This window comes from Rathayibacter sp. AC451 (genome assembly GCF_979253095.1).
Map to the genome: position 1 here is coordinate 2,409,677 of NZ_CEEDBD010000001.1, position 24,578 is coordinate 2,434,254.

Sequence of the window (24,578 nt, forward strand, 5' to 3'; positions counted from 1 at the left end):
CGGATCGCGGTGTCGGCGGACCGAGTACGAGCATGGCCCGGTCGAAGCTGGGATGTCACCACTTGCGGAGCACCCCGGACTGTGCGCACTGTCAAGGGGGTACCGCCTCCGATCTCGATCCTCCACGCGCGCGGGCGGGCGCTCGCGCGGCGCGGAGCAGCCGTCAGGAGCGCCCGAGCCACTCCAGCAGCCGGTCGACGGGCCACGTCGTGACGATCCGCTCCTCGGGCACGCCGAGCCGCTCGGCGCGCTCGGCCCCGTAGTCCAGCAGGCCGAGCTGGCCCGGAGCGTGGGCGTCGCTGTCGATCGAGAAGAGGCAGCCCGCGTCCAGAGCCAGGGCGATCAGCTCGTCCGGCGGATCCTCCCGCTCGGGCCGGGAGTTGATCTCGACGGCCGTCCCGTGATCGGCGCACGCGCGGAAGACGGCGACGGCGTCGAACTCCGACGGCGGACGAGTGCCCCGCTCCCCGCCGACGAGCCTGCCGGTGACGTGCCCGAGCACGTCCGTCCGCGGATCGGACGCCGCCGCGACCAGGCGCGCCGTCATCTCGCGCCGCGGGGTCCGCAGCTTCGAGTGCGCGCTCGCCACGACGACGTCCAGGCGGTCGAGCAGCTCCGGCGTCTGATCGAGCGAGCCGTCCTCGAGCACGTCGACCTCGATCCCGCTCAGCAGACGGAGCGGCCCGGTGTCGAGGGTCGCGAGGTGGGCGAGCTGCTCCTCGAGGCGCTCTGCGCTGAGGCCGTGCGCGACGCGCAGACGAGGGGAGTGATCGGTCAGCGCCAGGTACTCGTGCCCGAGCGCGCGGGCCGCGTCCGCCATCGCGAGGATCGGAGTCGCGCCGTCCGACCACTCGCTGTGGCTGTGCAGATCGCCCCGCAGTCTGCCGCGCAGGGCGCTCGTCGGCAGCGGGTCGCTCCCGCGCAGGTCGGCGAGGTAGTCCGGCACCCGGCCCTCCCGCGCCTGGCTGATCACGGCGAAGGTCGTGTCCCCGATCCCGGCCGCGCGGCGGACGGCACCGAGATCCTCGCGCTCGGCCTCCGTCATGCCCTCGAGCACTGCGATCGCCGTGCGGAACGCCTTGGCGCGGTACTTCGAGGCGCGCTCCCGCTCGAGCAGTGTCGCGATCTCGTGCAGTGCGTCGAGGGGATCCATGTCCCCCGGTCTAGCAGACGCGGTCGCCCGTGCGGGGGATCACCCTCGGCGCTCGACCAGCGCCCGCAGCGCGTCCTGCACGAACCGTGCGCCCGCGACCCCGCCGTAGGCCGCGGCGAAGCGCTCGTCCTCGACGTACATCGCGCCGAGTCCGAGCAGGTACTCGTCACTCGGCCCGCCCGTCGCGTCCCGAGGCGTGCTCGGCACCTCGGCGAGCCATGCGCGGTGCCGCTCGGCGAGTGCGAGCGCCTCCTCCCCCTCCGGATCCGCTCCGCTCGCCGCCGCGGCGGTCCACGCGCCGGCCAGGTCCGCCTGCCTCCGGCGCCACTGCTCCCGCTGCTCCTCGCTCATCGAGCGCCACCAGCGGTCGCCGTCGGCGTAGGCCGGCGCACCCCAGCGGCGCTCCACCTCCTCGCGGTGCTCCGCGTGGTCGAACCCGTCGAACATCTCCTCGGCCATGGGCCCTGTCCCCTCCTTCATCGTCCCGACGGTCCCGGCGACCGCTCGGATGCGGCGGTCCAGCCGCCGCCGCTCCTCCTGCAGCACGTTGAGGTGCCGCTCGAGGGCGGCCACCGGCTCGGTGTCGCGCCGCAGGATCCGCCCGATCTCGGAGAGCCCGAGACCGAGGTCGCGCAGCAGCAGGATCCGCTGCAGCGTCACGAGCGCGGCGGCGTCGTAGTAGCGGTACCCGTTCGCCCCCACGCGGCTCGGCGGCAGGAGCCCCTCGGCTCCGTAGTACCGCAGCGTCCGGCTGGTCGTTCCCGCCAGGCGCGCCACCTCGTGCACCGACCACTCCCGATCCACCGCACGCTCCCCTCCTCCGCCCGCCGACCGGATCCGGCGGCGGTGGGAGCGACGGTACGGGTTGACGCGGCGTCAGAGTCAAGACGGCCGGAACTGCGGACTCGCTGAGCGGGCTTGCCCCGCCGACGAGTCGAGATATATCGTGACTTCCACCACTCGCGATATATCGCGTTACAAGCAAGGGCTCCTCACCGGGGCCGGAAGAAGGAGGAGCTCATGTCGCTCGAGAAATGGCTCGTGCAGGCGGGCGAGTCGAAGGTCATCGACCTCGACGTCGTCCGCTCGGTCAAGATCGCCCTCGTGGGCGGCCAGATCGACGTCATCGCGCACGACGAGCCGACGGCCCGCGTCGAGGTGCACAGCGTCGGCGGCCGTGCGCTCAAGGTCTCGATGGAGGGCGACCGCCTCGAGATCGACCACGTGCAGCTGCGCTGGGACTCGATCGTCGAGGTCGTGAAGGGACTGGGCCGTCGCGGCGACCGCGCCGACATCAGCCTGCTCGTCCCCCGCGGCGTGGCTCTCAAGTTCGACACCGTCTCGGCCGACGGGCTCGTCTCGGGCCTGCACAGCGACGCCCGCATCTCGACCGTCGGCGGCGACGTCGTGGTCGACGGACTGCACGGCGACATCGACGTGAACACCGTCCACGGCGAGCTCTCTGTGCGCAACCACACCGGACGCGTCACGGCGCACACCGTCTCGGGCGACGTCACCGCGGCCGGAGAGCTCACGCGCTTCTCGGTCGACGGGGTCTCGGGAAGCGTCTTCGTCGACGCCGAGGGCACGCCCGACCAGATCCAGGCCAACACCGTCAGCGGCGACCTCACCGTCCGCGTCGACGAGGGCCTGGGCGCCCGCTACCGCATCAACACCGTCTCGGGCACTCTCCAGCTCGACGGCTCGGTCGTGCGCGGCACCTTCGGCCGCGGCTACACCTCGACCACCGGCTCGCTCGACTCGAAGTGGGTCGACATCGCCGCCAACTCGGTCACGGGAGACGTGACCGTCGTGCGCCGCAGCCCCGTCACCGCCTCCGCTCCGAGCGGCGAGAGCGCAGGCTGGGGCTCGCCCGACGCCGGCACCTCGACCGACGACCAGCGCCCCGTCGACGGAGGTGCCCTGTGAGCCCCGTCTTCGCGCACGGACGCCTGCGCCTCTACCTGCTCAGCCTCCTCGCCGAGGCCCCCAAGCACGGCTACGAGCTGATCCAGGCTCTGAGCGACCGCTTCGGCGGCACCTACGCGCCGAGCGCCGGCACGGTGTACCCGCGCCTCGCGAAGCTCGAGGAGGAGGGCCTCGTGACGAAGGAGGCCGACGGCCGCAAGACCGTCTACTCCATCACCGACGACGGCCGCGCCGAGCTCGCGAACCGGGCGACGGACCTGGGCGACATCGAGGACGAGCTGACGGACTCGGTCCGCCGTCTCGCCGACGAGGTCCGCCTGGGCGTCGCGGAGGCGATGAAGAGCCTCCGCGCCGACCTCGCCAGCGCCGCCCGCGACGCGCGGGGCGACCGGGGCGACCGCGGTGAGTCCCGCACTCCCGAGCACTCGTCGGAGCAGCCGCCGCGCACGCAGGACGAGTCGGCCGCCGAGCCCGCCCGCGAGCCGATGCCCGCCCCGACCGATGCGCGCACGGCGTCGCGTCTCGCGCTCCGCGACGCGGAGGTGCTGCTCACCGAGTTCCGCGACGAGCTGCGCGCCGAGCTGCGGACGGCCGCCTCGCGCGGCGACGTCACTCCCGAGAGCGTCGACGCCCTGCGCACCGCGCTCGAGCAGGCGCGCACCGCGGTCCGCTCGACCCTGGACTGACCCGCACCACCACCGCTGATGGCGGGGATCCCTCCCTGGGTCCCCGCCATCAGCGCGTCCGCTACCGAGTCCTCCCAGACCCGCCCCGCACACCCTCGAGAACACCCCCTCGAGACGCCACCCCGGTCTGCGCTACGCCGCGCGGGGCGCACCGGAGCGGCATCCCGCACAAAGGCTTCCCGCCACCACCCCCCTTGCGCTCCCCTCGATCCGGACTATATTTCCTATAGGATCTTTTGTGCGTCCAGGGCCGGGCGCAACGAGTGCGAGGGAGCACGGATGACCGACGTCACGACCGGCGCAGCAGACGCCGAAGCCCCGACCGGAGCCCAGACCTGGGACGCCGTCGACTGGGACCCCGACACCTGGACCGCCGAGACCTGGCCCATCGCCACCTGCCTCCACGGCATCCCCCCGGTCTCGCGCGACGGAGTCGCCCTGCACGACGCGGCCCCCGAGGTGTGGGACGACCTGTTCGCCCAGGTCGAGGGCGTCGGATTCACGCTCGCCGAGCTGGCCGACAGCCACGTCCGCCCCGCCGACCTCGAGCCCTCGCGCCGCGACGAGTTCCTCGACATCGCGCGCTCGCACGGCGTCGGCATCCCCTCCGTGCACCTGCAGCGCCAGAGCGTGATCATGCCGGGCCGCGAGGAGGAGAACCTCGCCTACGCGCACCGCACCATCGACGCCGCGGCCGAGTGGGGCATGAAGGTCTTCTCGACCGGGCTGCACCAGCCCTTCAGCGAGGCGCAGAAGCGCGCGCTGTGGTTCTGGACCGCCGAGGGACCGAAGGACCCCGACGACCCGGACGTCTGGAACGCCGCGGTCAGCCGCATCCGCGAGCTCGGGAAGCACGCCGCCGACGTCGGACTGCCGCTCGCCCTCGAGCTCTACGAGGACACCTACCTCGGCACCGCCGACAGCGCCGTGTGCTTCGTCGAGGACGTGGGACTGGACAACGTGGGCCTCAACCCCGACGTCGCCAACCTCATCCGCCTGCACCGCCCGGTCGAGGACTGGCGCGAGCTCTTCGCCAAGACCCTCCCCTACGCCAACTACATGCACGTCAAGAACTACACGCGCGACGAGTCGGCCGACGGCAGCTGGGCGACCTCGGTCCCCTCGAGCATGGAGGCAGGGCTCATCAACTACCGGCAGGTGATGCGCGACGCCGTCGAGGGCGGATTCCGCGGGATCCTCCTCGCCGAGCACTACGGCGGCGACAGCCTCGGCATGTGCTCCACCAACCAGACCTACCTCCGCACCCTGCTCCCGCGGGCAGCCCGGACCTCGAAGTAAGGACGCAGCACCATGACCGCACGCAGAATCGCCGTCGTCGGCTCCGGCTACATGGGCGGGGGCATGGCCCAGGTGCTCGCCCTCTCGGGCGCCACCGTCGTCATCGCCGACATCTCGGAGGAGATCGCCCGCAGCAACTACGAGCGCCTGCTCACCGAGACCGCGCAGTTCGTCGCCGACGGGCTCTTCCCCGAGGACGCCGTGGAGCGCATCCGCGAGAACCTCTCCCCCGCCGCCTCGATCGAGGAGGCCGTCGCCGACGCCGACTTCATCGAAGAGGCGGTGCCCGAGAAGATCGAGATCAAGCACGAGACCCTGCGGCGGATCAGCGCGGCCGCACGTCCGGACGCGGTCATCGGATCCAACACCTCCACGATCCTGATCGGCTCGCTCGCCGAGGCGGTCACCGGCCCCGAGCGCTTCCTCGGCGTGCACTTCTCGAACCCGGCGCCGTTCATCCCCGGTGTCGAGCTGATCCCGCACGCCGCGACTTCCGAGAGCGCGATCGCCCTCGCCGAGGAGATCGTCGCGGCGACCGGCAAGGAGACGGCGCGGGTGAAGGACTCGACCGGCTTCGTGCTCAACCGCCTGCAGTACGCGCTGTTCCACGAGGCGACGCAGATCGTCGAGGAGGGCATCGCGACCCCCGAGGACATCGACACGATCGTGCGGACCACCTTCGGCTTCCGGCTGCCCGTGTTCGGCCCGTTCGCGATCGCCGACATGGCCGGGCTCGACGTCTACGCCTTCTGCTACGCGTCGCTGCAGACCCGCTGGCCCGAGCGCTTCGCGACCCCGGAGTCGCTCGCGCAACTGGTCGAGGCCGGCAAGTTCGGCACGAAGTCGGGCGCCGGCTACCTCGACGTGCCCGCCGAGCGGACCGCCGAGCTCATCGCCTACCGCAACCGCGCCTACGTCGCGATCAAGAAGCTGATGGACGAGCTGGGCCCCGCCCCGATCGCCTGACCCGCGACGCGGCGCTGATCCGCGCGATCGCCCTCCGCGGGCCGTCGCGCACCCGCCGGCGCGCACGCGCCACCGCGCGCACCACCCCCGACAGAGTCGTCAGAAAGGCCACCGCATGCCCGCGTTCCCCGAATCCCGCACCGTCGTCCTCACCGGCGCCGCCTCTCCCGCGGCATCGGCCGCTACACCGCCCACCACCTCGCCGAGCAGGGCTGGAACGTCGGCGTCATCGACCTCGCCGACGACGCCGCCCGCGAGGTCGCCGCCGAGATCGCCGAGCAGCACGGCGTGCAGGCGGCCGGCGCCGGCGCCGACGTCTCGAAGGACGCGCAGGTCCGCGCCGCCTTCGACTCCCTCGAGGCCGCCCTGCCCCCGGTCGTCGCCCTCGTGAACCTGGCGGGAGTCGCCTCGCCCGTCTCCTACCTCGACGTCACCCCCGAGGAGTGGCAGCGCGTGATCGACATCAACCTGAACGGCGTGCATTTCAGCACGCGTCGCGCCGTCGAGTCGATGACGGCGCGCGGAGTCGGCCGCGTCGTCAACCTCTCCTCCGTCTCGGCCCAGCGCGGCGGCGGCACCTTCAGCAAGACCGCCTACTCGGCCGCCAAGGCCGGCGTCATCGGCTTCACCCGGAGCGTCGCCCGCGAGCTCGGCCACCAGGGGATCACGGTCAACGCGATCTCGCCCGGCCCGATCGACACCGACATCATGGGCGGCACCCTCACCGAGGAGCGCAAGACGGCCATGGCGGCCGACGGCGTGCTCCCCCGCATCGGGACCCCGCGCGACATCGCCGCGGCCGTCTCCTACCTCATCAGCGAGGACGCCGGATTCGTGACGGGTCAGACCCTGAACGTCGACGGCGGCCTCTACATGCACTGATCGGAGCCCTCATGAACAAGACCTTCGGCACCTGGTCGATCGGCCGCGTGCTCTTCCTCGCCGTCGGCGTCCTGCTGGTCGGCGTCGGCGCCGCCCAGATCCTGCCCGCCCTCGGCGGCTGACCTCCCCGTCCTCCGCGGCGGCTCCGGCCGTCCGGCGCAGCAGCGCCTCCCCCTCGCACCGGTCATCTCAAAGGAGAGTGCCTTGTCCAACCCCTCGCCGTCCGCGGCCGTCGGATCCACGCGGGATCCCGCGCTGAAGTCCGCGATCACCAAGGCGGGCCGGCATCTCATGCCGATGCTCGTCATCCTCTACTTCGTCGCGTTCCTCGACCGCACCAACGTCGGATTCGCGGAGGAGGCGCTCCGCGTCGACCGCGGCATCTCGGACGGCGCGTTCGCCCTCGGCGCCGGCATCTTCTTCATCGGCTACGCGATCTTCGAGATCCCGAGCAACCTGCTCCTCAAGCGCTTCGGCGCCCGCTTCTGGCTCGCCCGCATCGCGGTGACCTGGGGCATCGTCGCGGCGCTGTTCGCCTTCACGACGAACGACACGATGTTCATCATCCTGCGCTTCCTCCTCGGCGTGACCGAGGCGGGCCTGTTCCCGGGCGTCATCATGTTCCTGTCGGAGTGGTTCCCGAACAAGGTGCGCGTGCAGATGTTCTCGATCTTCTACCTGGCGCAGCCGTTCTCGCAGATGCTCGGCGCCCCGCTCAGCGGCGGCCTGATCAGCATCGGCAACCAGATCACCCCCTGGGAGGGCTGGCAGGTGATGTTCTTCGCCGAGGGCATGCTCGCGGTGATCGCCGGATTCGCGGCGCTGAAGTTCCTGACGAACCATCCGCAGAAGGCGAAGTGGCTGACCCAGGAGGAGAAGGACTCGCTGACGGCCGCGATGGAGCGCGAGGACACCGTGCGGCAGGCCGACGGCCCGACCGGCATCTGGCGCGCCATGGGCAGCTGGAAGGTCTGGTACTTCACGATCATCTACTTCTGCCTGCAGATCGCGGTCTACGGCACCACCTTCTACCTCCCGCAGCAGGTCGCGAACCTGATCGGGCAGGACGTCGGCTTCCAGGTCGGACTCGTGTCGGCCATCCCGTGGCTCGTGGGCCTCTTCGCCTGCTACTACGTGGGCCGGCACGCGAACACCATCCGCCGCCGCCGCTCCTGGGGCTCGCTGTTCTACATCTTCACCGGCCTGTCGATCTTCGGATCGGCGTGGGCGGGAGCGAACGGCCAGCCGATCCTGGGCCTGCTGTTCATCACCCTCGCGGTGTCGAGCTTCCTCTCGGTCGGACCGATCACCTGGGCCTACCCGACCGCGTTCCTCACGGGTGCGGCCGCGGCGGCGGGAATCGGCCTCATCAACTCGCTCGGAAACCTCGGCGGCTTCGTCGCGCCCCTCATGCGCAACGGCTTCAACGAGGCGATCCCGACCGAGAGCGGGGTGTGGGGAGTCGTCTCGCTGGGCGTCTTCGCGTTCCTGGCGGCCGCGATGATGTTCAGCACCAAGTTCTTCCGCGGCGCGAAGGCGGACGAGCTGCTCGAGACCACGAGCATCAACACCGGGCACTGAGCGCGGCGTCGAGGGGGCCCGGTCGCTGCGGCGGCCGGGCCCTTCCTGCTCCTCGCAAATCATAATTAATTAACGTAATGGTTGACGGAGGCGTGCGCGCACGCGAGGGTGGCCGTGCGGTTGCTCATCGAGGAGCATCCGCAGAGAGGAAGACCCATGACTCGACGAAGAGCCCGCACTCGCCGCCTCCTCCTGGCCACAGCCCTCACCGCCGCACTGCTCACTCCCCTCCTCACCCCGTCGCCCGAGACCGCGCAGGCGTTCCCGGCGAAGCCGAAGGCCGCCGTTCTGCAGTATCTGCAGTCGATCACCGGGACGAGCATCGTCTCAGGGCAGCACAACAAGGAGCCCGCGAGTGCGCCGGCTCAGTACACCCAGCAGGTGAAGGACGTCACGGGGCAGTACCCGGGGCTCTGGGGCGGCGACCTGTTCTTCACCGCGTCCGACGCCGCGAACAGGCAGCGGGTGGTCGACCAGGCGAAGACGGAGTGGGCGAACGGCTCCCTCGTGACGCTGGCCTGGCACGTCTGCCCGCCGACCGGGCCGAGCACCTGCGCCTTCGACGGGGGTGTGAAGAGCTCGATCACCGACGCGCAGTTCCAGCAGATCGTCACCGGGGGCACCGCGCTGAACACCACGTGGCGGCAGCGGATGAGCGAGGTCGTGCCGTACCTCCGCCAGCTCAAGGACGCCGGCGTCCCCGTTCTGTTCCGCCCGTTCCATGAGATGAACGAGACCTGGAACTGGTGGGGCGGACGCCCAGGAGCGAACGGCGGGGCGAAGATCTACCAGCAGATGCGCGACTACTTCGACTCCCAGGGCCTGACGAACCTGATCTGGGTGTGGAACGTCCAGGACAACCCGCAGGGCGGCTGGTCCACCTACTATCCGGGGGCCTCGTACGTCGACGTCGTCTCGCTCGATGTCTGGTACAAGAGCTTCCCGAGTGCTTCGGACTACCAGCAGATGCAGTCCATCGCCGGACCGAAGCCGATCGCCCTCGCCGAGATGGGGAAGGTCCCCGATGCGACGCTCCTGCAGGGTCAGCCGCGGTGGTCGTACTTCATGATCTGGTCGGAGCAGCTGCGCGGCGGCAACACCAACGCCGCGATCCAGAGCGCCTACTTCCATCCGCGCGTGCTCAACCAGGGCGAGCTGACGCTGCCCTGAGGAGCGGCGGTGCCGGGGATCCGCTCCCCGGCACCGTCAGACGGCTCCGCTCATCTCGGCGTAACGCCCTCGCGCAGAGAGCAGCTGCTCGTGGGTCCCCTCCTCGATCACGCGCCCGCCGTCGAGGACGACGATCCGATCGGCCGTTCTGACCGTGCTCAGCCGATGCGCCACGATCAGAGTCGTCCGGCCTTCCCGGAGACGCTCGAGGGCCTCGCGCACCTCGGCTTCCGCTCGCGGATCGAGCGCGGCGGTCGCCTCGTCGAGGATCAGCAGTCGCGGATCGCGGATGAGCGCGCGAGCGATCGCGAGTCGCTGCCTCTGCCCTCCGGAGAGTTGCCCACCCCGCTCACCCACGGTGGTGTTCCAGCCGTCGGGGAGCGAGAGGACGAAGTCGGCGTTCGCGGCATGCAGTGCCGCCACGAGCTGCTCGTCGCTCGTGTCCGGAGAGCCGTACAGGATGTTGTCGCGGATGCTCCCGCGGAACAGGACCGATTCCTGCGGCACCACCGAGACGAAGCGCCGCACACTGCGCATGTCGAGCTCGCCGACGTCGCGACCATCGAGCAGCACCTGCCCGCGGGTCGGCCGCAGGAAGCCGAGAACGAGCCTGGTCAGGGTCGACTTGCCCGATCCGGACGCGCCGACGAAGGCGACCGTCTGTCCCGGCGCGATGTGCAGGGTCACCTCCGAGAGGACCTCCTCCTCCCGGTACGAGAACGAGACGGACTCGAAGTCGATCGCGCCATCGAGCGCCTCGACGACAGCGCCTCCCTCGTTCCTCTCGACATCAGGATCGGTGAGGACCTCGGCGATGGAGCGTCGCGACGCCAGTCCGCGGGTGATCAGCGGCGCGGTCTGGAACGCGCCCGTGATCGCGCCGGTGAGCAGGGCGAAGTACGAGCTCAGCAGCACTACCTCGCCGACCGAGATCGGGAGAGCGCCCGTCATCGTCACCAGCGCGGCGCCGAACAGGGATCCGAGCGTGATCACCTGATAGCTGCTCCACGACAGTGCGCCGAAGCGGCCGTTGAGGCGGTCGAGCCGCAAGCCGGCGCGCTCGACGCGATGCGCCGCCTCGACCACTCTCCGCGCCGAGACCTGCTCCAGCCCGTGGGCCCGGGTGACCTCCTGGAGAGACGACATCTCGCCGACGGCCGACGACATGGTCTCGACGTCGAGGCGGAAGGTCTCGTTGCTCGCCGCGGTGCGGGAGCGGAGCCAGAGGATGAGCCCCGCAGCGAGCGGGAGGGTGAGCGCGAGGACCGGGAGGAACTGGGGCACTCGGAGCGCGGTCGCCACGCCGGCCCCGACGAGGATCACCACAGCGTTGAGCAGCGGCCCGAACGCCTGCTGGAGCATGAGCTCCAGGTTCTCCACATCGCGCACGATCTTGGTCTGCAGCACCGACGCGCTGCCCCGAGCGTGGTAGCCGAAGGACAACAGCTGGAGGCGCTCTGCGAGCGCCTCACGGAGACGTGCGCCCATGGAACGGACGGACGACGAGAAGAGCCGTACGAAGACGCCGTTCGCGGCCACGTTGACCACGATGGTGGCCGCCCCCGCGGCGGCCGGGAGCAGCAGCGCCTCGGGGGGATCCCCGGCCACCAGGGCGTCGACGACGGCCGCCGTCACCAGCGGCAGGATCCACAGCGGGCTGTCCTTGACGGCGAAGGCGATCGCGGCCGACACGAGTCGCCACCCGGAGGGCCGTAGAGCGGAGCGCAGCGGATGGTCCGCGTCGATCGCGGTCCTGGTGCGCGCTCGCTCCGATCGCGCGCTCACGGCAGGTCGGCCGAGGGGCGCGGGCCTGAGCCGAGGCGTCCCGCGGCGGCAGCGCGCCGGGCAGCGAGGGGGACCGCGCCCGCCGGCGAACAGGCGTCGCCGGAGGGCGCAGCGACGCCAGAGGTGAGCAGGAAGCGCATCGGTTCTCCTCGAGAAGCGGCAGGGGGCTGAGCAGCGGGTCGAAGCGACGCCACCGCTCAGCCCCGGTGGGCGTCAGGCCCAGTCGGCGACGAGCTGGTTCGCGGTCCGCAGCACGCTCGACGAGACCAGGGCGTCCGCGTCCAGCGGCGACTGCGCTCTGACCCGGAACGTCACGGCCTCGCCCGGCAGCAGGGTGACGAGCTGGTCGTCGACCGTCGCGGCCTGGTCGAGCTTGTCGACGAGGAGGGTGAGGTCGCGCACGAGGTTCTCGGCCGTGACCGTCACCTCCGCGACGCCGTCGAGCTGCCGCACCGACGTCGTGACCACGGCCGCCTCGAGCGCAGAGGCGCGGTACTCGGCGAAGAACCAGAAGGCGCGTTCCCCGGCGAGGTCGACCACGAGGAGCTCGGAGGCGGCGTCACCCGCCGCGCCGATGCCGACCGCGAGCGTCGCGGTCGAGCGCGCAGCCAGAGCCACCTCGTGCCGCTCCTCCGCCAGCACTCGTCCCTCGAAGCTCATGCGGCGGACGATGCACTCCCCCGACCACTCGAGAGCACTGTCGTTCACCGCGACCACCGCGAGGCCCTCGTCCCGGGGCTGCACGGTGAGCAGGCGGTCCTCGTAGACGTGCTTGAGCGCGTAGAGCAGCGGCTTGGCGACGCCGTAGCCGTCCACCGCCGCCCAGGAGGTGACGGGCCAGCAGTCGTTCAGCTGCCAGACGATCGAGCCCATGCAGCGCGGGCTCTCGGAGCGCTGGTGCTCGATCGCCAGGGTGACCGCGAGCGCCTGATTCAGGGACATGGCCCAGTGCCAGTCCTCGGTGTCGTCCGGCAGCGGCAGGTGCGCGACGAGTCCGTCCGTGAGCTTGTCGTTGCCGTCGGTCGCCTTCTGGTGGTGGATCATCCCGGGCGACTCCGGGGTCAGCGGAGAATCCGAGATCGAGCGCTGGATCGTGGACCAGCTCGCCGGCCCCTGCCAGCCGAACTCGGCGACGAATCGGGCGTGCACGTCGCGGTACGCGGGGTAGTCCACGCGGTTCCACAGCTCCCAGAGGTGCACGGAGCCGTGATCGACGTCGTTCGCGAAGATCTGCGGGTCACCGGACCACGGGCTGCCCGGGGTGTAGGCGCGCTCGGGGTCGAGCTCCGCGACCAGGCGCGGCAGGAGGTCGAGGTAGTACCCGAGCCCCCAGGTGCGGCCCTGGAGACGCTTCTCCCAGCCCCACTCCTCGAAGCCCCAGATGTTCTCGTTGTTGCCGTTCCAGAGCGCGAGGCTCGGGTGCGGCATGATGCGGGTCACGTTGTCGCGCACCTCGGCCTCGACCTCGCTGCGCAGCGGCTCCTCCTCGGCGTAGGCGGCGCAGGCGAAGAGGAAGTCCTGCCAGACGAGGATCCCGCGCTCGTCGCAGAGCTCGTAGAAGTCGTCGGACTCGAAGTAGCCGCCGCCCCAGATGCGCAGCAGGTTCATGTTGGCGAACTCAGCCTGGTCCATCCGTCGGGCGAGACGGGCGCGGTCGACGCGGGTGGCGAAGGCGTCGTCGGGGATCCAGTTCGCACCGCGGATCCAGACGGGCTCGCCGTTCACGACGAAGCGGAACGAGGTCCCCTCCGCGTCCTGGTCGAGCTGGACGTCGATGGTGCGGAAGCCGATGCGGTGCGAGCGGGAGTCGATCGACTCGCCGTCGATGCTCAGGACGACCTCGAGGTCGAAGAGGGGCTGCTCGCCGAAGCCGCGCGGCCACCACACAGCGACGTCCTCGACCGAGAGCTCGAGCACTGCCGAGCTCTCGTCGGCGGGGACAGCGGTGGTCGCCGTCACTCCGGCGACGGTGGCGTTCAGCTCGACCTCGACGTCGGAGGTGCGGTCGAGGTCGATGTGCACGGCCACTCGGCCCGTGCTTCCGTCGACGGTGACGACGGGTCGCACGGAAGCGAGCCGCGCGGTGGTCCAGGCCGCCAGGGTGAGCGGCTTCCAGATACCGACGGAGGCGGCGTCCAGGCCCCAGTCCCAGCCGAAGTTGCAGGCGGCCTTGCGGAGCGCGTTGAAGGGGTGGGAGTAGGTGTGCGGACGGTAGCCGATCTCGAGGCTGGCCCGGTCCGCCTCCGCGACGGGAGACGCGAAGCGCACGACGAGTTCGTTCGCGCCTTCGTGCAGCACGCCGTCGACGCGCACGCGGTAGGTGCGGTGCTGGTTGCGGGTGCTCGCGATCTCGTGACCGTTGAGGGACACGGTGGCGACGGTGTCGAGGCCTTCGAAGACGAGCTCGTGCACGTCGTGGTCGTCGGGCGTCCAGTCGAAGGAGGTGGAGTACTCCCAGTCGGTCTCGCCGATCCAGGTCACCTTCTTCTCGTTCTGGTCGAGGTACGGGTCGGGGATGAGCCCGGCCGCGAGCAGGTCGGTGTGGACGAGGCCGGGGACGACCGCGGGGACGACGGCCGAGACCAGCTCGGCGGGAATCGGCCCGCGGGTCGCGCGGACGCTCCAGCCGTCGTGCAGCGGACGGCTGGTGGCCGCCGCGGTGCGAGGGGTGGTGTCGAGGGTGTGGGTCACTTCGTAGCTCCTGATGTCAGTCCGTTGTAGATGAAGCGCTGGAGGAAGAGGAACGCGATCAGCGTCGGGACGATCACGAGGATCGTGCCGGCGGCGATGACCTCCCACTGCGCCCCGAAGGGCCCCATGAAGCGGAAGAGGGAGGTCGAGATCACGCCGAGATCGCGCGAGGGCATGTAGAGGAAGGGGATGTAGAACTCGTTGTAGACCGCGATGCCCTTGATGATCACGACGGTCGCGATCGCGGGCTTGAGCAGCGGCAGGATGATCCGCCAGTACACGGTGAAGCGGCTCGCGCCGTCGAGCATCGCGGCCTCGTCGAGGGAGACGGGGATCGACTGCATGAACTGCAGGAAGATGTAGATCGCGACGATGTCGGTGCCGGTGAAGAGCAGGATCGCCGACCAGCGGGTGTTGAAGAGGTCGAGCGCGTTGATCACCTGGAAGGTCGCGACCTGCGTCGTGACTCCCGGCACGAGGGTCGCCAGCAGGAAGAGCCCGGTCACGAGGCGCCGTCCGCGGAAGCGGAAGCGGTCGATCGCGTACGCCGCCATCGTCCCGATGAAGACGGTGCCGGCGATCGACACCACCAGGATGATCCCGGTGTTGAGGAAGCCCGTGACCATCCCGCCCTGGGTGAAGGCGATCGCGAAGTTCTCGAAGTTGAACCAGTTGCTCGGGGGCACGAGGGGGCCGGTGCTGCGGTATTCCGCCGACGTCTTGAACGCGAGCATGAAGATGGTGACGATCGGGAGCAGCGCGAACACGCAGGCGATCACGAGCGAGCCGTACTTGCCGAGGCCGGCGAGGGTGGAGCGGGATCGGCCGCGTCGACGCCGAGCCGGCGCGGGCGAGGTGATCGCGGGCCGCTGCTCGACGGGCAGACCGGTGACGTCGGCCTGTCGCGGCTGAGTGTCGGTCATTCCTGGCCGCCTTTCTCGTCGGGGAAGACGCGGCGCTGGACCGCGGTGATGATGAGGACGATCGCGAGCAGGACGACGGCCATGGCCGAGGCGAGGCCGACCTTCGAGTAGCGGAAGGCGGTGTCGACGGTCTGGATGACAAAGGTCTCGGACCCGTTGGCGCCGCCGGTCATGATGTACGGCATCTCGAACGCCGACAGGGCTCCGGCGATCGCGAGGATGAACGAGAGCCCGAGGATGCGCCGGATGCTCGGCACGATGATGAAGCGGAACTTGTCGAAGGCGGTCGCGCCGTCGATGTCGGCGGCCTCGTACTGCTCTTCGGGCACCGACTGGATGGCGCCGAGGAACAGCACGAAGTTCAGTCCCATGTACCGCCAGACCGAGGTGGCGGCGAGGGAGACGTTCACCACCGAGGGGTCGCCGAGCCACTGCGGAGTGTCCTGCACTCCGAGAGCGCCGAGGACCGCGTCGAGGGTGCCGTCGGGTCGGAAGAAGTAGAGGAACATCAGCCCGATGGCGACGCCGTTGATCAGGTAGGGGAAGAAGATGACGCCCTTGAAGAAGTTGCGGAACCGGGTGTTGAAGCTCAGCAGCGTCGCGAAGAACAGTGCGAGTCCGAGTTGCGCGACGGCGCCCGCGAGGTAGAAGAGGCTGACGAAGAAGACGCGGAAGATCTCGGGCCGGGTGAAGATCTCGACGTAGTTCTCGAGGCCGACGAAGGTCTTGTCCGGGTCGAGGCCGTCCCAGTCGGTGACGCTGTACCAGAACATGTTCGCGACCGGGATGTAGGTCAGAACGACGAGGAAGGCGAGCGGCACCGCCAGGAAGAGCCACGGAGTGATCCGGCGCCCGGTGAGCCGCTGCCCGCGTCGGGTGCGGATCCTCTTGCTCGCTCCGACCTCGAGAGGCGGAGCATCGGTGATCGCCATGTCGATCCTTTCGGCATCTCTCGGATGCGGTCGAGGGGGTGGCCCGCCGTGGTCGGCGGGCCACCCCCGGGGTCTTACTCCGCGACGACGGCGCGGGCGGTGGCCCAGCGCTCGTTGAGGTCGGCGAAGAGGGTCTCCTTGTCGCCGTCGCCGGCGCCACGTGCGGCGTCGATGAGCTCCTGGCGGTAGGCGTTGCCGAAGAGGTCGATCTCGGCCTCGTTGGCGATGTCGTTGATGACCGCCTCCTTGCCGACCGGGTCGGGGGCGAGCTCGAGGTACTGCACGCCGAGTGCGTCGAAGTCGGCGAGGGTGTCGGGAGCGGGGTCGGTGATGACCGGGCTGATCGCGCCCTGGCTCGCCGCGTAGCCGGACTCGTTCGTGAACCAGTCGATCCAGGCGCGAGCGGTGGCCTTGTTCTCGGAGTTCTTGTTGATCGCGAGGAACTTGTCCGAGGCGGTCACCGAGGTGAAGACACCGTCCTGTGCCCAGGGCATCGGCCAGAAGCCGATGGTGTCGCGCGGCTTGCCGGCCTTCTCGGCAGCGTCCTGCATCTGCGAGACGGCCCAGGAGCCGAGCACCATCGAGCCGATGTCGCCGCTGGCGAGCAGGTCCTTCGACTCCTCCCAGTTGGTGGTGGTCGGGTCGTCCTCGCTGAGGCCGGCGGCGACCGTGTCGTAGAGCAGACCGTCGATGTTGTACTGGTCGTTGCCCTCAGTCCACGGAGCGTCGTCGGCGATCATCTCGGTGCGCACGTCCTCGCCCTGCACCGTGCCGAGGTTGCCCTCGATGGTGGCGAGGGCCATCCGTCCTTGTAGTTCGTGTAGTACGGAGTGACGCCGTTCGCCTTGATCTTCTCGAGAGCGGCGAGGTACTCCTCCTCCGTCGTCGGCGGCGTCGTGACACCGGCGGCGGTCCACACGTCGCGGTTGAAGACGTAGCCCATGGCGGAGCCGAAGGTCGAGATGCCGTAGGCGGTGCCGTCGAACGAACCCTCATTGGTGAAGCGGTACTGCGACGACAGCTCCTCGGTGCTGCCGAGCGGCTCGAAGTAGTTCGCGTAGTCGTCCTTGGTGACGTTCGAGCTCGGGATGAGCAGTACGTCGCCGTAGTCCTTCGAGTTCAGGCGGATCTTGGTGTCGCCCTCGTAGTCGGTCAGCGCCTCGAACTTCACGGTCGTGCCGGGGTACTTCTCCTCGAACGCCTTCGCGTAGTCGGCGAAGGTCGTGTCGACGATGTCGGTGCGGTTGGTGAGGACGGTGATCTCGCCCGAGGGCTCTCCGGAGTCGTTGCTCGCGCCGGCGGAGCATCCGGAGAGGGCGAGGGATGTCGAGACGGCGACGGCGGCGATGCCGATCAGCGCCGTTCGGCGGGTGGGGTGGTATCGGTGCACGGTTGTTCTCCTTGGTAGGCCGTCGCCGCCATCGGCGACGGGGTGCAGTGCTGTGTGAGGAAGGGAGGAGTGGGGGCTAGTGGCGGCCGTGCCACCACTGCCAGACGGCGGGCAGGTACCGCTTGACCAGCCACTCCAGCCACGAAGGCACCGAGGGAGTGGACGGCCCCCCAGGTGCGGGCGTCGCAGTCGGCGTGGGGGTCGCAGTCGGCGTCGGTGACGCGGTCGGCGTCGGCGTTGCGGTCGGCGTCCCGGTCGGGGTCGGCGTCGGCGTCGGCGTGGGCGTCACCTCGGCGGGTACTGCCTGCACGTCGTCGACGGTGAGGGCGCCGGTTCCGCTTCCGTTGATGTAGAGGGCGTACTGGCTGACCGACGTCAGGTCGAGGTCCGCCTCCGGGGCCCACGCCGGCGGGGCGAAGTCCTCGAACGGGATCACGATGGTCTGCGGTCCGTCGGCGTCGGGCGTGACCGAGGCCTCCCAGTAGGCGCCGTTCGCGACGAACTGCACCGCGAGGGAGTCGTCCGCGTCGGTGTCGACCTGGAAAGAGAGACCGGTGCGGCCCCACCAGTCCTGGGCGGTGTCGAAGGTCTTCACGACTCCGGCGTATCCCGCGGTGGCGAGGTCGTAGTCGAAGCGTGCGGCAGTGGAGCCGGTGACGGCGTCCGGTACGAGCGTCGGTGTGATGGTGCCGCCGCCCGTGTTGCGGACGTAGGCGGCCTGCAGGGCCGCGTCGTCGGCGTAGCTCTCGAAGTCGTCGATGATGACGGGTTCGGTGGGCAGGGCGGCCGCCTCGAACGAGCGGACCTCGGAGGTGGTAGTGCCGACTCCGTTCACCGCCGTGACCTGCCAGTAGTAGCGGGTGCCGGGGGTCAGGTCGGTCGCCGGGCGGTAGCTGGTCGCGGACAGCCCGGTGGTTGAGACGAGCGGATCCGAGAGGTCGCTCGAGGTCGACAGTTCGAATCGGTAGTACGCGGCGTCGACGGCGGGCTGCCACGTGAAGGTCGGTGTCGCCCGGATCGCGGTGGCGTCGTCCTCGGGGGTTCCGAGCGCAGCGGCGCCGGGAGCTCCGAGCTCTGCCGCGTTCGGCGAGAAGAGGCTGACGGAGCCGATCTGGGGCGTCCACACCTCGCCCGGAGCCTGAGGCCAGGAGATCCGGAGGCGATCGACGCCCGAGAGGCCGCGGGCGCTGTACGTGTAGGCCTTCCAGTTTCCGGTTCCGCCGCGTGCGTCCACGGTGAGGGACGTCCAGGTGGTCCCGTCCGCGGAGCCCTCGATCATCAACGGTGCGACCGGCTGGTCGGGCCAGTAGTAGGCGGTGATGTCGGCGCCGCTGATGTCGTCGAGGGAGTAGGTCAGGCTCGCCGGGTCGGCGCTGTCGCGCTTCACGCGGGAGCTGTCACCGCCGAACAGCGCGGGGTTCCCGCTGTCGAAGGAGAGGCTGCCGTCGTGCGAGGTCGTCTTCGAGAAGTCGTCCAGCGGGTCGAATAGAGCCACCTTCTCCGCGGCGCTCGTGATCGTGGCGCGCTCGACGGAGCCGGCACCCGTCCAGCTGAGTCGCACAGCGCTGCCTGCGAGGTCGGCGGCGGTGATCGTCGTGCGTCCGTCGAGTTCGGTGGCCGTGGTCCGTACGGGCGTCCAGGTCGATCCGTCCGCGGTGGTCTCGACAGTGGCGTCCACGTCGGAGACGAGGAAGGAGGCCTCGCTGATTCCGTCGCGCTGCCACGTGATGCTGGCGGGCGCGTCGGCGGCCGCCGTGACGACTCCACCGTCCACGGTGGCGGTGATCCGGGCGCCCTCGTGTGCGGACGTGAGCGACCAGCTCTGCAGCGGGTCGACGAGCACGGCTCCTCCGGTCGGTGCGGCAAGGACGTCGGACGCGGGTCCGCGCTCGTCGCCCGCACCCACCGGGATGACGCGGTAGCGGGCGCCGGCCGGTGATTCGAGATCGGTGACGGGCGAGGCGGAGGCGGACACGGTCCCCTCCGTCAGATCGGTCCACTCTCCGTCCTCGACGGAGCGCTGGACCACGTAGCCCTCAGCCCCGGCGGTGCCGCGCCAGGAGACGACGTTGATGCCGTAGTTCTGATCGATGGCTGTGATCAGCGGCGAACCGAGCTCGAGCTCCCCCGGCGTGCTGCCGGTCTCTACGCCGTACGCCTCGATGGCGGCGACGCTCTCCTTCTCTCGAGCGGAGTCGCCCGGGTAGTGGAGCGTGAAGCCATCGTCGTGCGGCACGAATCCGCCGCGGTCGTTGTTGCCGAAGAGCGACCAGAAGAACATCCCCGAGACGTTCTCGTCCGCTGCAACGGCTCCGAGGAGCTCCTGGCTGGCAGCGGTCGAAGCGTACTCACCGGCGATGTAGACCTTGCCTGCGCCGGCGACGGTCGCGGCGTCCGCCGAAACGCGCTCCGCGGTCGGCGGGTAGTAGTGGACGTCGACGATGTCGAGGTCCTCGGCCGCGAGGGTGTCGGGGTCGATGTCGAAGCGACGGCCTGCAGCGACGAGCTGCTCGGGCGCCTGCTCCTTGATGTGGGCGACCTGCTCGTCGATCCAGTCGAGGGTCATCCCCTCGAGCTCGTTGCCGAGCTCCCAGGCCATGATCGTGGGGTCGTCGACGAACGGGATCCCCGTGATCGAGTTGGTGTGCCCGAGGATGTGGTCGACGTAGTCCTGGTAGCTGTCGATCGCGGCGGGGTCGGCGTAGAAGTCGGCCGGCTCCAAGCCGAGCGGTGTCGTGAAGTCGCGGTGACCGCCGTGGTAGTACTGCCACTCGTCGGTCAGCGGCAGCACGAGCCGGATGCCGAGCGTGCCCGCGTAGGCGACGGCGAAATCGATCGTGCGGAACGCCTCCTCGTTGTACTCGCCGAGGCGGGGCATCAGCGCGAGGGGGTTCTGATCGTTCTGGCCCGTCGAGGTCATCATGTGCGATCGGACGACGGTGACACCCATCTGCGCGGCGGTATCGAGTGCGTCCTTGATCCGGAAGTACGTCGGGTAGTCCACTCCCCCGACGTTCTCGTCGAGGCCGAGCCAGTAGATGTTGGTGCCGCTCGCGCGGAAGCGCTCCCCGTCGAGCATCAGCGAGCTGCCCTCGCGCTGGACGAAATCGGTGTTCTCACTGGTCCAGTCGAGCGGCGGGTCGGCAGAGGCGGGGGCAGCGACGACGAGAGTCGACGCGGTCACAGCGATGAGAGCGGCACCGGCGAGGCAGGTACGCACAGGCGTCCTCAGGGAGGCGGGCAGGGCTGATCGGGTCATGTGTTCTCCAGGGCTCCTTCGACCGGGTGGGACGCACCGGCGGCAAGGGCGCTCTTTCGCGGTGCCCCCACAGACTCGTCGACGCAGCGGGGCCTCGTCAATACAAAAGTAAATAATTTATGGAACGATCGACGAGTGCTTCCTCCCGCTTGCTCCCGCCGCCGGCCCGAGCTAAGTCGTCGGAGCCCCCGTGGAACCGCGAGGGACGATGACCACGGCCGGGCTGCTGATCGGGTCGCCCCCTCGCCCGGCGATCTCCTCGAGCAGCTCGCGACCGGCCAGCATCCCGATCACCTGCACGTCGTGCGAGACCGCGGACAGCGGCGGCTCGCTCAGCTGGCACTGCGCGGAGTCGTCCCACGCGAGGAGGGACAGCTCGCTGGGGACCTGCCTCCCGCCGTCGCGGGCCTCGTCGAGCCCGCCGAGCGCCATCAGGTCGCTGTCGAAGATGACTGCAGTGGGCTTCTCGGCGCCCTCCAGCAGCGACCGCAGGGCGCGGGCGCCCGAGGCCCTCGAGTAGTCGCCGGAGGCATGCGTCACGGCGATTCCCCTCCGCCCGCACTCGTGCTCGAACGTCTCCTGTCGGATCCGCGTGTGGAGGAGCTCCGCCGGGCCGGCGACGTGAGCGATCCGCCGATGCCCGAGGCCCTCGAGGAACTCCACGGCGCTGCGCATCGCGTTGTCGTCGTCCGTCCACACGGCCCGGAAGCCGTCCGCCGCGCTGGGGGGGCCGACGACGACGGCCGGCAGCCCCAGGCTCCGGACGTACTCGGGCCGGCGATCGTCGACCTCGAGGTCGACCACGATGACCGCGCTCACCTCGCCGTCCTCGCTCCAGCGCCGGTAGGTCTCGAACTCGGCCGCCTCGTCGGGCAGGACGTTCAGGAGCACCGAGTACCCCGCGGGCCGCACCGTCCGCTCCACTCCGGCGATGAACTCGTGGAAGTAGGGCTCCGCACCCATGATCTCGGTCGCACGGACGAGCGCGAGGCCGATCGGTCGGGGAAGTGCCGTCCGAGTCATCGACGTAGTCCTCTCTGCACAGACCCTCAGCGTAGGGCGCTCCGTCACGGCTCCCCTTCTTCGCGGAAGCCGGCCGTCGGCCGTCCCGTACGCTGTCGAACGTGATGAGAGGAGCCCCCCCATGGCTCGTCGTGAAGCGACTCCCGCCGCACCCGGCAGCCGTGCCCTCGTGGTCGACCTCATCCGCTCGTCCGGTCCGATCAGCCGGGTCGAGCTGACGGCCGCGACCGGCCTCACGCAGCCGGCGATCTCGATGATCGTCCGCAAGCTGCTCACGGACGGGATCATCCGGCAGACCGGCTCGACCTCGACGGGCGGCAAGCCCCGTCAGCTCCTCGAGATCAACGCCCGTGCCCGGATCGGCATCGGCGTGCAGCTCGGCTTCGAGTCGATCACGCTCGTGGCCACCGACACCGGAGGCGGCGTCATCGCGCGCCAGCAGATCGATGGAGCCGCGCTCGCCTCACCAGAGGAGGTCACCGAGCGCATCGTGGGCGCCTACGAGGACTTCGTGCGTGGGACCGCGATCGACCGGCGCTCGATCGCTGGGGTCGCCGCTGTGGCGCCCGGTCCGATCGACCAGCAGGCCGGCCGCGTCCTGGGCCCTCCGACACTGCACCACTGGCGGGACTTCCCGCTCCGGCGAGCACTCGGCGCCGGCATCGGCGCTCCGATCCTCCTCGACAACGATGCCGCGGCGGCCGGCATCGGCGAGTACTGGAGCCGCGGCGTCTCGCGACACCGCACGTTCGGCACCATCTACGTCGGCACCGGCATCGGCGCGGGAGTCGTCCTCGACGGGGCTCTCCTCCGCGGCGCGAGCTCCAATGCGGTCGAGGTCGGCCACATCTCGATCGTCCCCGGCGGTCGCGAGTGCTTCTGCGGCAATCGCGGCTGCCTCGAGCGCTACGCGGCCCCCGCCGTCATCGTCGAGGGCGCCCGCGACGATCCCGAGTCGTTCATCGACCTCGAGCTGGCGTTCCGGCCGGAGGAGCAGGGTCGCGACCTCGACGTGCTGAGCCTCGCCGCCATCAACGGTCACCCCGCAGCGCTCGCGCTCATCGGGAAGGCCGCCGACCACCTCGCGGAGGGCGCTCTCACCCTCGTCAACCTCTTCGACCTGGACGAGCTCGTGCTCACCGGGCCGGGGGTCGCCATCGCCGGCTCGATCTACACCCGGGCGATCCGCTCGAAGCTCGACGAGCGCCGCTTCGCTCGTCGCGCCCACCCCCTCGACGTCTCGCTCTCGAGCAACCCCCGCGACGCCGCCGCCGTCGGCGCCTCGTCGCTCGTGCTGCAGAGCACGCTCTCCCCAGGGCACGGGCCGATCCTGCAGCGGCACGAGGACGACCGTGCCGGAGCGTGATACTCCCGCCGGCCGCGTCCGCGGACTGACGGCACGGACTCCCGACGGGGACGCTCACGCCTTCCTCGGCGTCCCGTTCGCCCGGGCGACCCGCCGCTTCCGCCCTGCCGCTCCCGTCGCACGGTGGGGCGGGGTGCGGGCCGCGACCCGGATCGGGCCGTCGGCGCCGCAGAGCGCACAGGGCTCCGGCGACCCGCTCGGCGACGAGGACGCCTGCCTCACCCTGAACATCTGGGCACCGTCGAGGCGGGACGGCGCGGCGCCCGTGCTCGTCTGGATCCACGGCGGGCTGCACGTGGCGGGATCGAACTCCGACCCCCTGTGCGACGGTGCTCGCCTCGCCACCCGCACGGGCACCGTCGTCGTCGCAGTCAACCACAGACTCGGCGCCCTCGGATTCCTCACCCTCGACCACCTCCTCGGCGAGGAGTACCGCGACTCGGGGAACGCCGCACTCCACGACGTGATCGCCGCGCTCGAGTGGGTGCGGGAGAACATCGGCGCGTTCGGAGGCGATCCCTCGGCTGTGACCCTCGCGGGCCAATCGGCCGGCGCGACGACGGTCGCGATGCTCCTCGCCGCCGATGCCGCCGCGGGGCTCTTCCACCGGGCGATCCTGCACAGCGCCGATCCCGAGCGGATCGGCGACCGGGACTACGGCGAAGCCGTCACGGACGATCTCCTCGGCCTCCTCGACCTCCACGCAGCACCCCGCCGACTCCTCGACCTGCCGGTACCGCTGATCCTCGAGGCGCAGAACCGGCTCCTCGCCCAGCGGTCCTCGCGCAGCCCGACGACCGTCGCGGTGTTCCGCGCCGCTCTCGACGGGCGTCTGCTGACCCGCCCGCCCGTAGCCGCCCTCCGACAGGGTGCCTCGACGAACGTCGACCTCATCGTGGGCACGAACGTCAACGATGCGTCCGGCGCTGTCGACCTCGAGGCCGGTGACGACGAGGCGTGGCGTCGCCGACTGGACGAGCGGCTGCAGGCGCTGCTCCCCCGGCTGCAGGGCGATCGCTCCTCCGCCTACCGCGACGCGCTCGCCCTCGTCCTCGGTCGTCCCCCGTCGGATGCGGAGGCGCTCGAAGCATGCCTGGCCGACGAGATCTACCGGCAGCCGAGCCACCGGCTCCTCGATGCGCGCGCGGGCGCAGAGGCGTCGACGCGCGCGTTCCTGTTCGCCCATCGCGTCGATGATGCGCGCGGTGCGGCGCACTCGCTCGAGCTTCCGTTCCTCTTCCGGAACCTCGACAGGGCCGATGCCGCCCTCCTCGAGGAGGAGGACGGGGACGCGCTCGCGCTGAGCGATGCGATCACCGACCGATGGGCAGCCTTCATCGCGGGACGGGCGCCGGACGGCTGGCCCGAGTACTCGGCGGCCCGCCGGTCCACACTCGTCCTGGCGCATCCTCCCGTCGTCGAGAGCGCTCCTCGAGAAGCCGTCCGTCGACTCGTGGCGCAGGCGCGCCCGTGACCCCGTGAGGAGCGCGAGCGGATCCTGATGCGCAGCGGCGCCGAGCAGGGACCGACCGGCGGATCGGGA

The 24,578-nt window shown here is 70.4% G+C and carries 18 protein-coding genes and 1 pseudogene; 9 read left to right on the forward strand and 10 right to left on the reverse strand.

What is annotated here, in order from left to right:
• Positions 1–163: 163 nt before the first annotated feature.
• Together AC0CID_RS11550 and AC0CID_RS11555 are read right to left on the reverse strand one after the other, a co-directional pair.
• Positions 164–1,153, reverse strand: a complete 990-nt coding sequence (locus AC0CID_RS11550) for a PHP domain-containing protein (RefSeq protein ID WP_465226922.1) — start codon at positions 1,151–1,153, stop codon at positions 164–166.
• Between the two features lie 39 nt (positions 1,154–1,192).
• Positions 1,193–1,957, reverse strand: coding sequence for a MerR family transcriptional regulator (locus AC0CID_RS11555; protein WP_465226923.1), 765 nt, complete (start codon positions 1,955–1,957; stop codon positions 1,193–1,195).
• 216 nt (positions 1,958–2,173) lie between these two features.
• Here AC0CID_RS11555 and AC0CID_RS11560 point away from each other — a divergent pair, with 216 nt between their 5' ends.
• The 7 genes and pseudogenes from AC0CID_RS11560 to AC0CID_RS11590 all read left to right on the forward strand — a co-directional run bounded on the left by AC0CID_RS11560 (position 2,174) and on the right by AC0CID_RS11590 (position 9,666).
• The gene (locus AC0CID_RS11560; RefSeq protein ID WP_465226924.1) at positions 2,174–3,082 is read left to right on the forward strand and encodes a DUF4097 family beta strand repeat-containing protein; all 909 of its coding nucleotides are present in this window, start codon (positions 2,174–2,176) and stop codon (positions 3,080–3,082) included.
• Positions 3,079–3,768 carry a PadR family transcriptional regulator gene (locus tag AC0CID_RS11565; RefSeq protein ID WP_465226925.1) on the forward strand — a complete coding sequence of 230 codons (690 nt, stop codon included), beginning with the start codon at positions 3,079–3,081 and terminating at the stop codon, positions 3,766–3,768. Before AC0CID_RS11560 ends, AC0CID_RS11565 begins: the two co-directional genes overlap by 4 nt.
• 279 nt (positions 3,769–4,047) lie before the next feature.
• Positions 4,048–5,067: a sugar phosphate isomerase/epimerase family protein gene (locus tag AC0CID_RS11570; protein WP_465226926.1), complete on the forward strand. Its 1,020-nt coding sequence runs from the start codon at positions 4,048–4,050 to the stop codon at positions 5,065–5,067.
• Between the two features lie 12 nt (positions 5,068–5,079).
• A complete protein-coding gene (locus AC0CID_RS11575) occupies positions 5,080–6,033 on the forward strand; it encodes a 3-hydroxyacyl-CoA dehydrogenase family protein (RefSeq protein WP_465226927.1) in 954 nt (317 codons plus the stop codon).
• A 115-nt stretch (positions 6,034–6,148) separates the two neighbouring features.
• Positions 6,149–6,915 (forward strand): annotated as a pseudogene (locus AC0CID_RS11580) (SDR family NAD(P)-dependent oxidoreductase).
• 204 nt (positions 6,916–7,119) lie between these two features.
• Positions 7,120–8,496 (forward strand): MFS transporter, encoded by a 1,377-nt coding sequence (locus AC0CID_RS11585; protein ID WP_465226928.1) that lies wholly within the window; start codon positions 7,120–7,122, stop codon positions 8,494–8,496.
• Positions 8,497–8,652: 156 nt separating this feature from the next.
• Positions 8,653–9,666: a glycosyl hydrolase gene (locus AC0CID_RS11590; RefSeq protein WP_465226929.1), complete on the forward strand. Its 1,014-nt coding sequence runs from the start codon at positions 8,653–8,655 to the stop codon at positions 9,664–9,666.
• A 36-nt stretch (positions 9,667–9,702) separates the two neighbouring features.
• Here AC0CID_RS11590 and AC0CID_RS11595 read toward each other — a convergent pair whose 3' ends face one another.
• The 8 genes from AC0CID_RS11595 to AC0CID_RS11630 form a co-directional block, all read right to left on the reverse strand.
• Positions 9,703–11,358 carry an ABC transporter ATP-binding protein gene (locus AC0CID_RS11595; protein WP_465226930.1) on the reverse strand — a complete coding sequence of 552 codons (1,656 nt, stop codon included), beginning with the start codon at positions 11,356–11,358 and terminating at the stop codon, positions 9,703–9,705.
• 306 nt (positions 11,359–11,664) lie between these two features.
• Positions 11,665–14,142: a glycoside hydrolase family 2 protein gene (locus AC0CID_RS11600; protein WP_465226931.1), complete on the reverse strand. Its 2,478-nt coding sequence runs from the start codon at positions 14,140–14,142 to the stop codon at positions 11,665–11,667.
• On the reverse strand, positions 14,139–15,065 hold the full coding sequence (locus AC0CID_RS11605; protein ID WP_207403563.1) for a carbohydrate ABC transporter permease: 927 nt from the start codon (positions 15,063–15,065) through the stop codon (positions 14,139–14,141). The genes AC0CID_RS11600 and AC0CID_RS11605 overlap by 4 nt, the downstream gene beginning before the upstream one ends.
• The gene (locus AC0CID_RS11610; protein WP_207403564.1) at positions 15,062–15,997 is read right to left on the reverse strand and encodes a carbohydrate ABC transporter permease; all 936 of its coding nucleotides are present in this window, start codon (positions 15,995–15,997) and stop codon (positions 15,062–15,064) included. The genes AC0CID_RS11605 and AC0CID_RS11610 overlap by 4 nt, the downstream gene beginning before the upstream one ends.
• A gap of 74 nt (positions 15,998–16,071) precedes the next feature.
• Positions 16,072–16,800 carry an extracellular solute-binding protein gene (locus AC0CID_RS11615; RefSeq protein ID WP_465226932.1) on the reverse strand — a complete coding sequence of 243 codons (729 nt, stop codon included), beginning with the start codon at positions 16,798–16,800 and terminating at the stop codon, positions 16,072–16,074.
• Positions 16,734–17,387, reverse strand: a complete 654-nt coding sequence (locus AC0CID_RS11620; protein WP_465226933.1) for an ABC transporter substrate-binding protein — start codon at positions 17,385–17,387, stop codon at positions 16,734–16,736. The genes AC0CID_RS11615 and AC0CID_RS11620 overlap by 67 nt, the downstream gene beginning before the upstream one ends.
• 76 nt (positions 17,388–17,463) lie before the next feature.
• A complete protein-coding gene (locus AC0CID_RS11625; RefSeq protein WP_465226934.1) occupies positions 17,464–20,646 on the reverse strand; it encodes a carbohydrate binding domain-containing protein in 3,183 nt (1,060 codons plus the stop codon).
• Between the two features lie 171 nt (positions 20,647–20,817).
• Positions 20,818–21,669 carry a LacI family DNA-binding transcriptional regulator gene (locus tag AC0CID_RS11630; RefSeq protein WP_465226935.1) on the reverse strand — a complete coding sequence of 284 codons (852 nt, stop codon included), beginning with the start codon at positions 21,667–21,669 and terminating at the stop codon, positions 20,818–20,820.
• Positions 21,670–21,790: 121 nt separating this feature from the next.
• Between AC0CID_RS11630 and AC0CID_RS11635 the strand changes: the two genes are divergently transcribed.
• Positions 21,791–23,035, forward strand: a complete 1,245-nt coding sequence (locus tag AC0CID_RS11635; protein ID WP_465226936.1) for an ROK family protein — start codon at positions 21,791–21,793, stop codon at positions 23,033–23,035.
• Positions 23,022–24,509 (forward strand): carboxylesterase/lipase family protein, encoded by a 1,488-nt coding sequence (locus tag AC0CID_RS11640; RefSeq protein WP_465226937.1) that lies wholly within the window; start codon positions 23,022–23,024, stop codon positions 24,507–24,509. Before AC0CID_RS11635 ends, AC0CID_RS11640 begins: the two co-directional genes overlap by 14 nt.
• Positions 24,510–24,578: the final 69 nt, after the last annotated feature.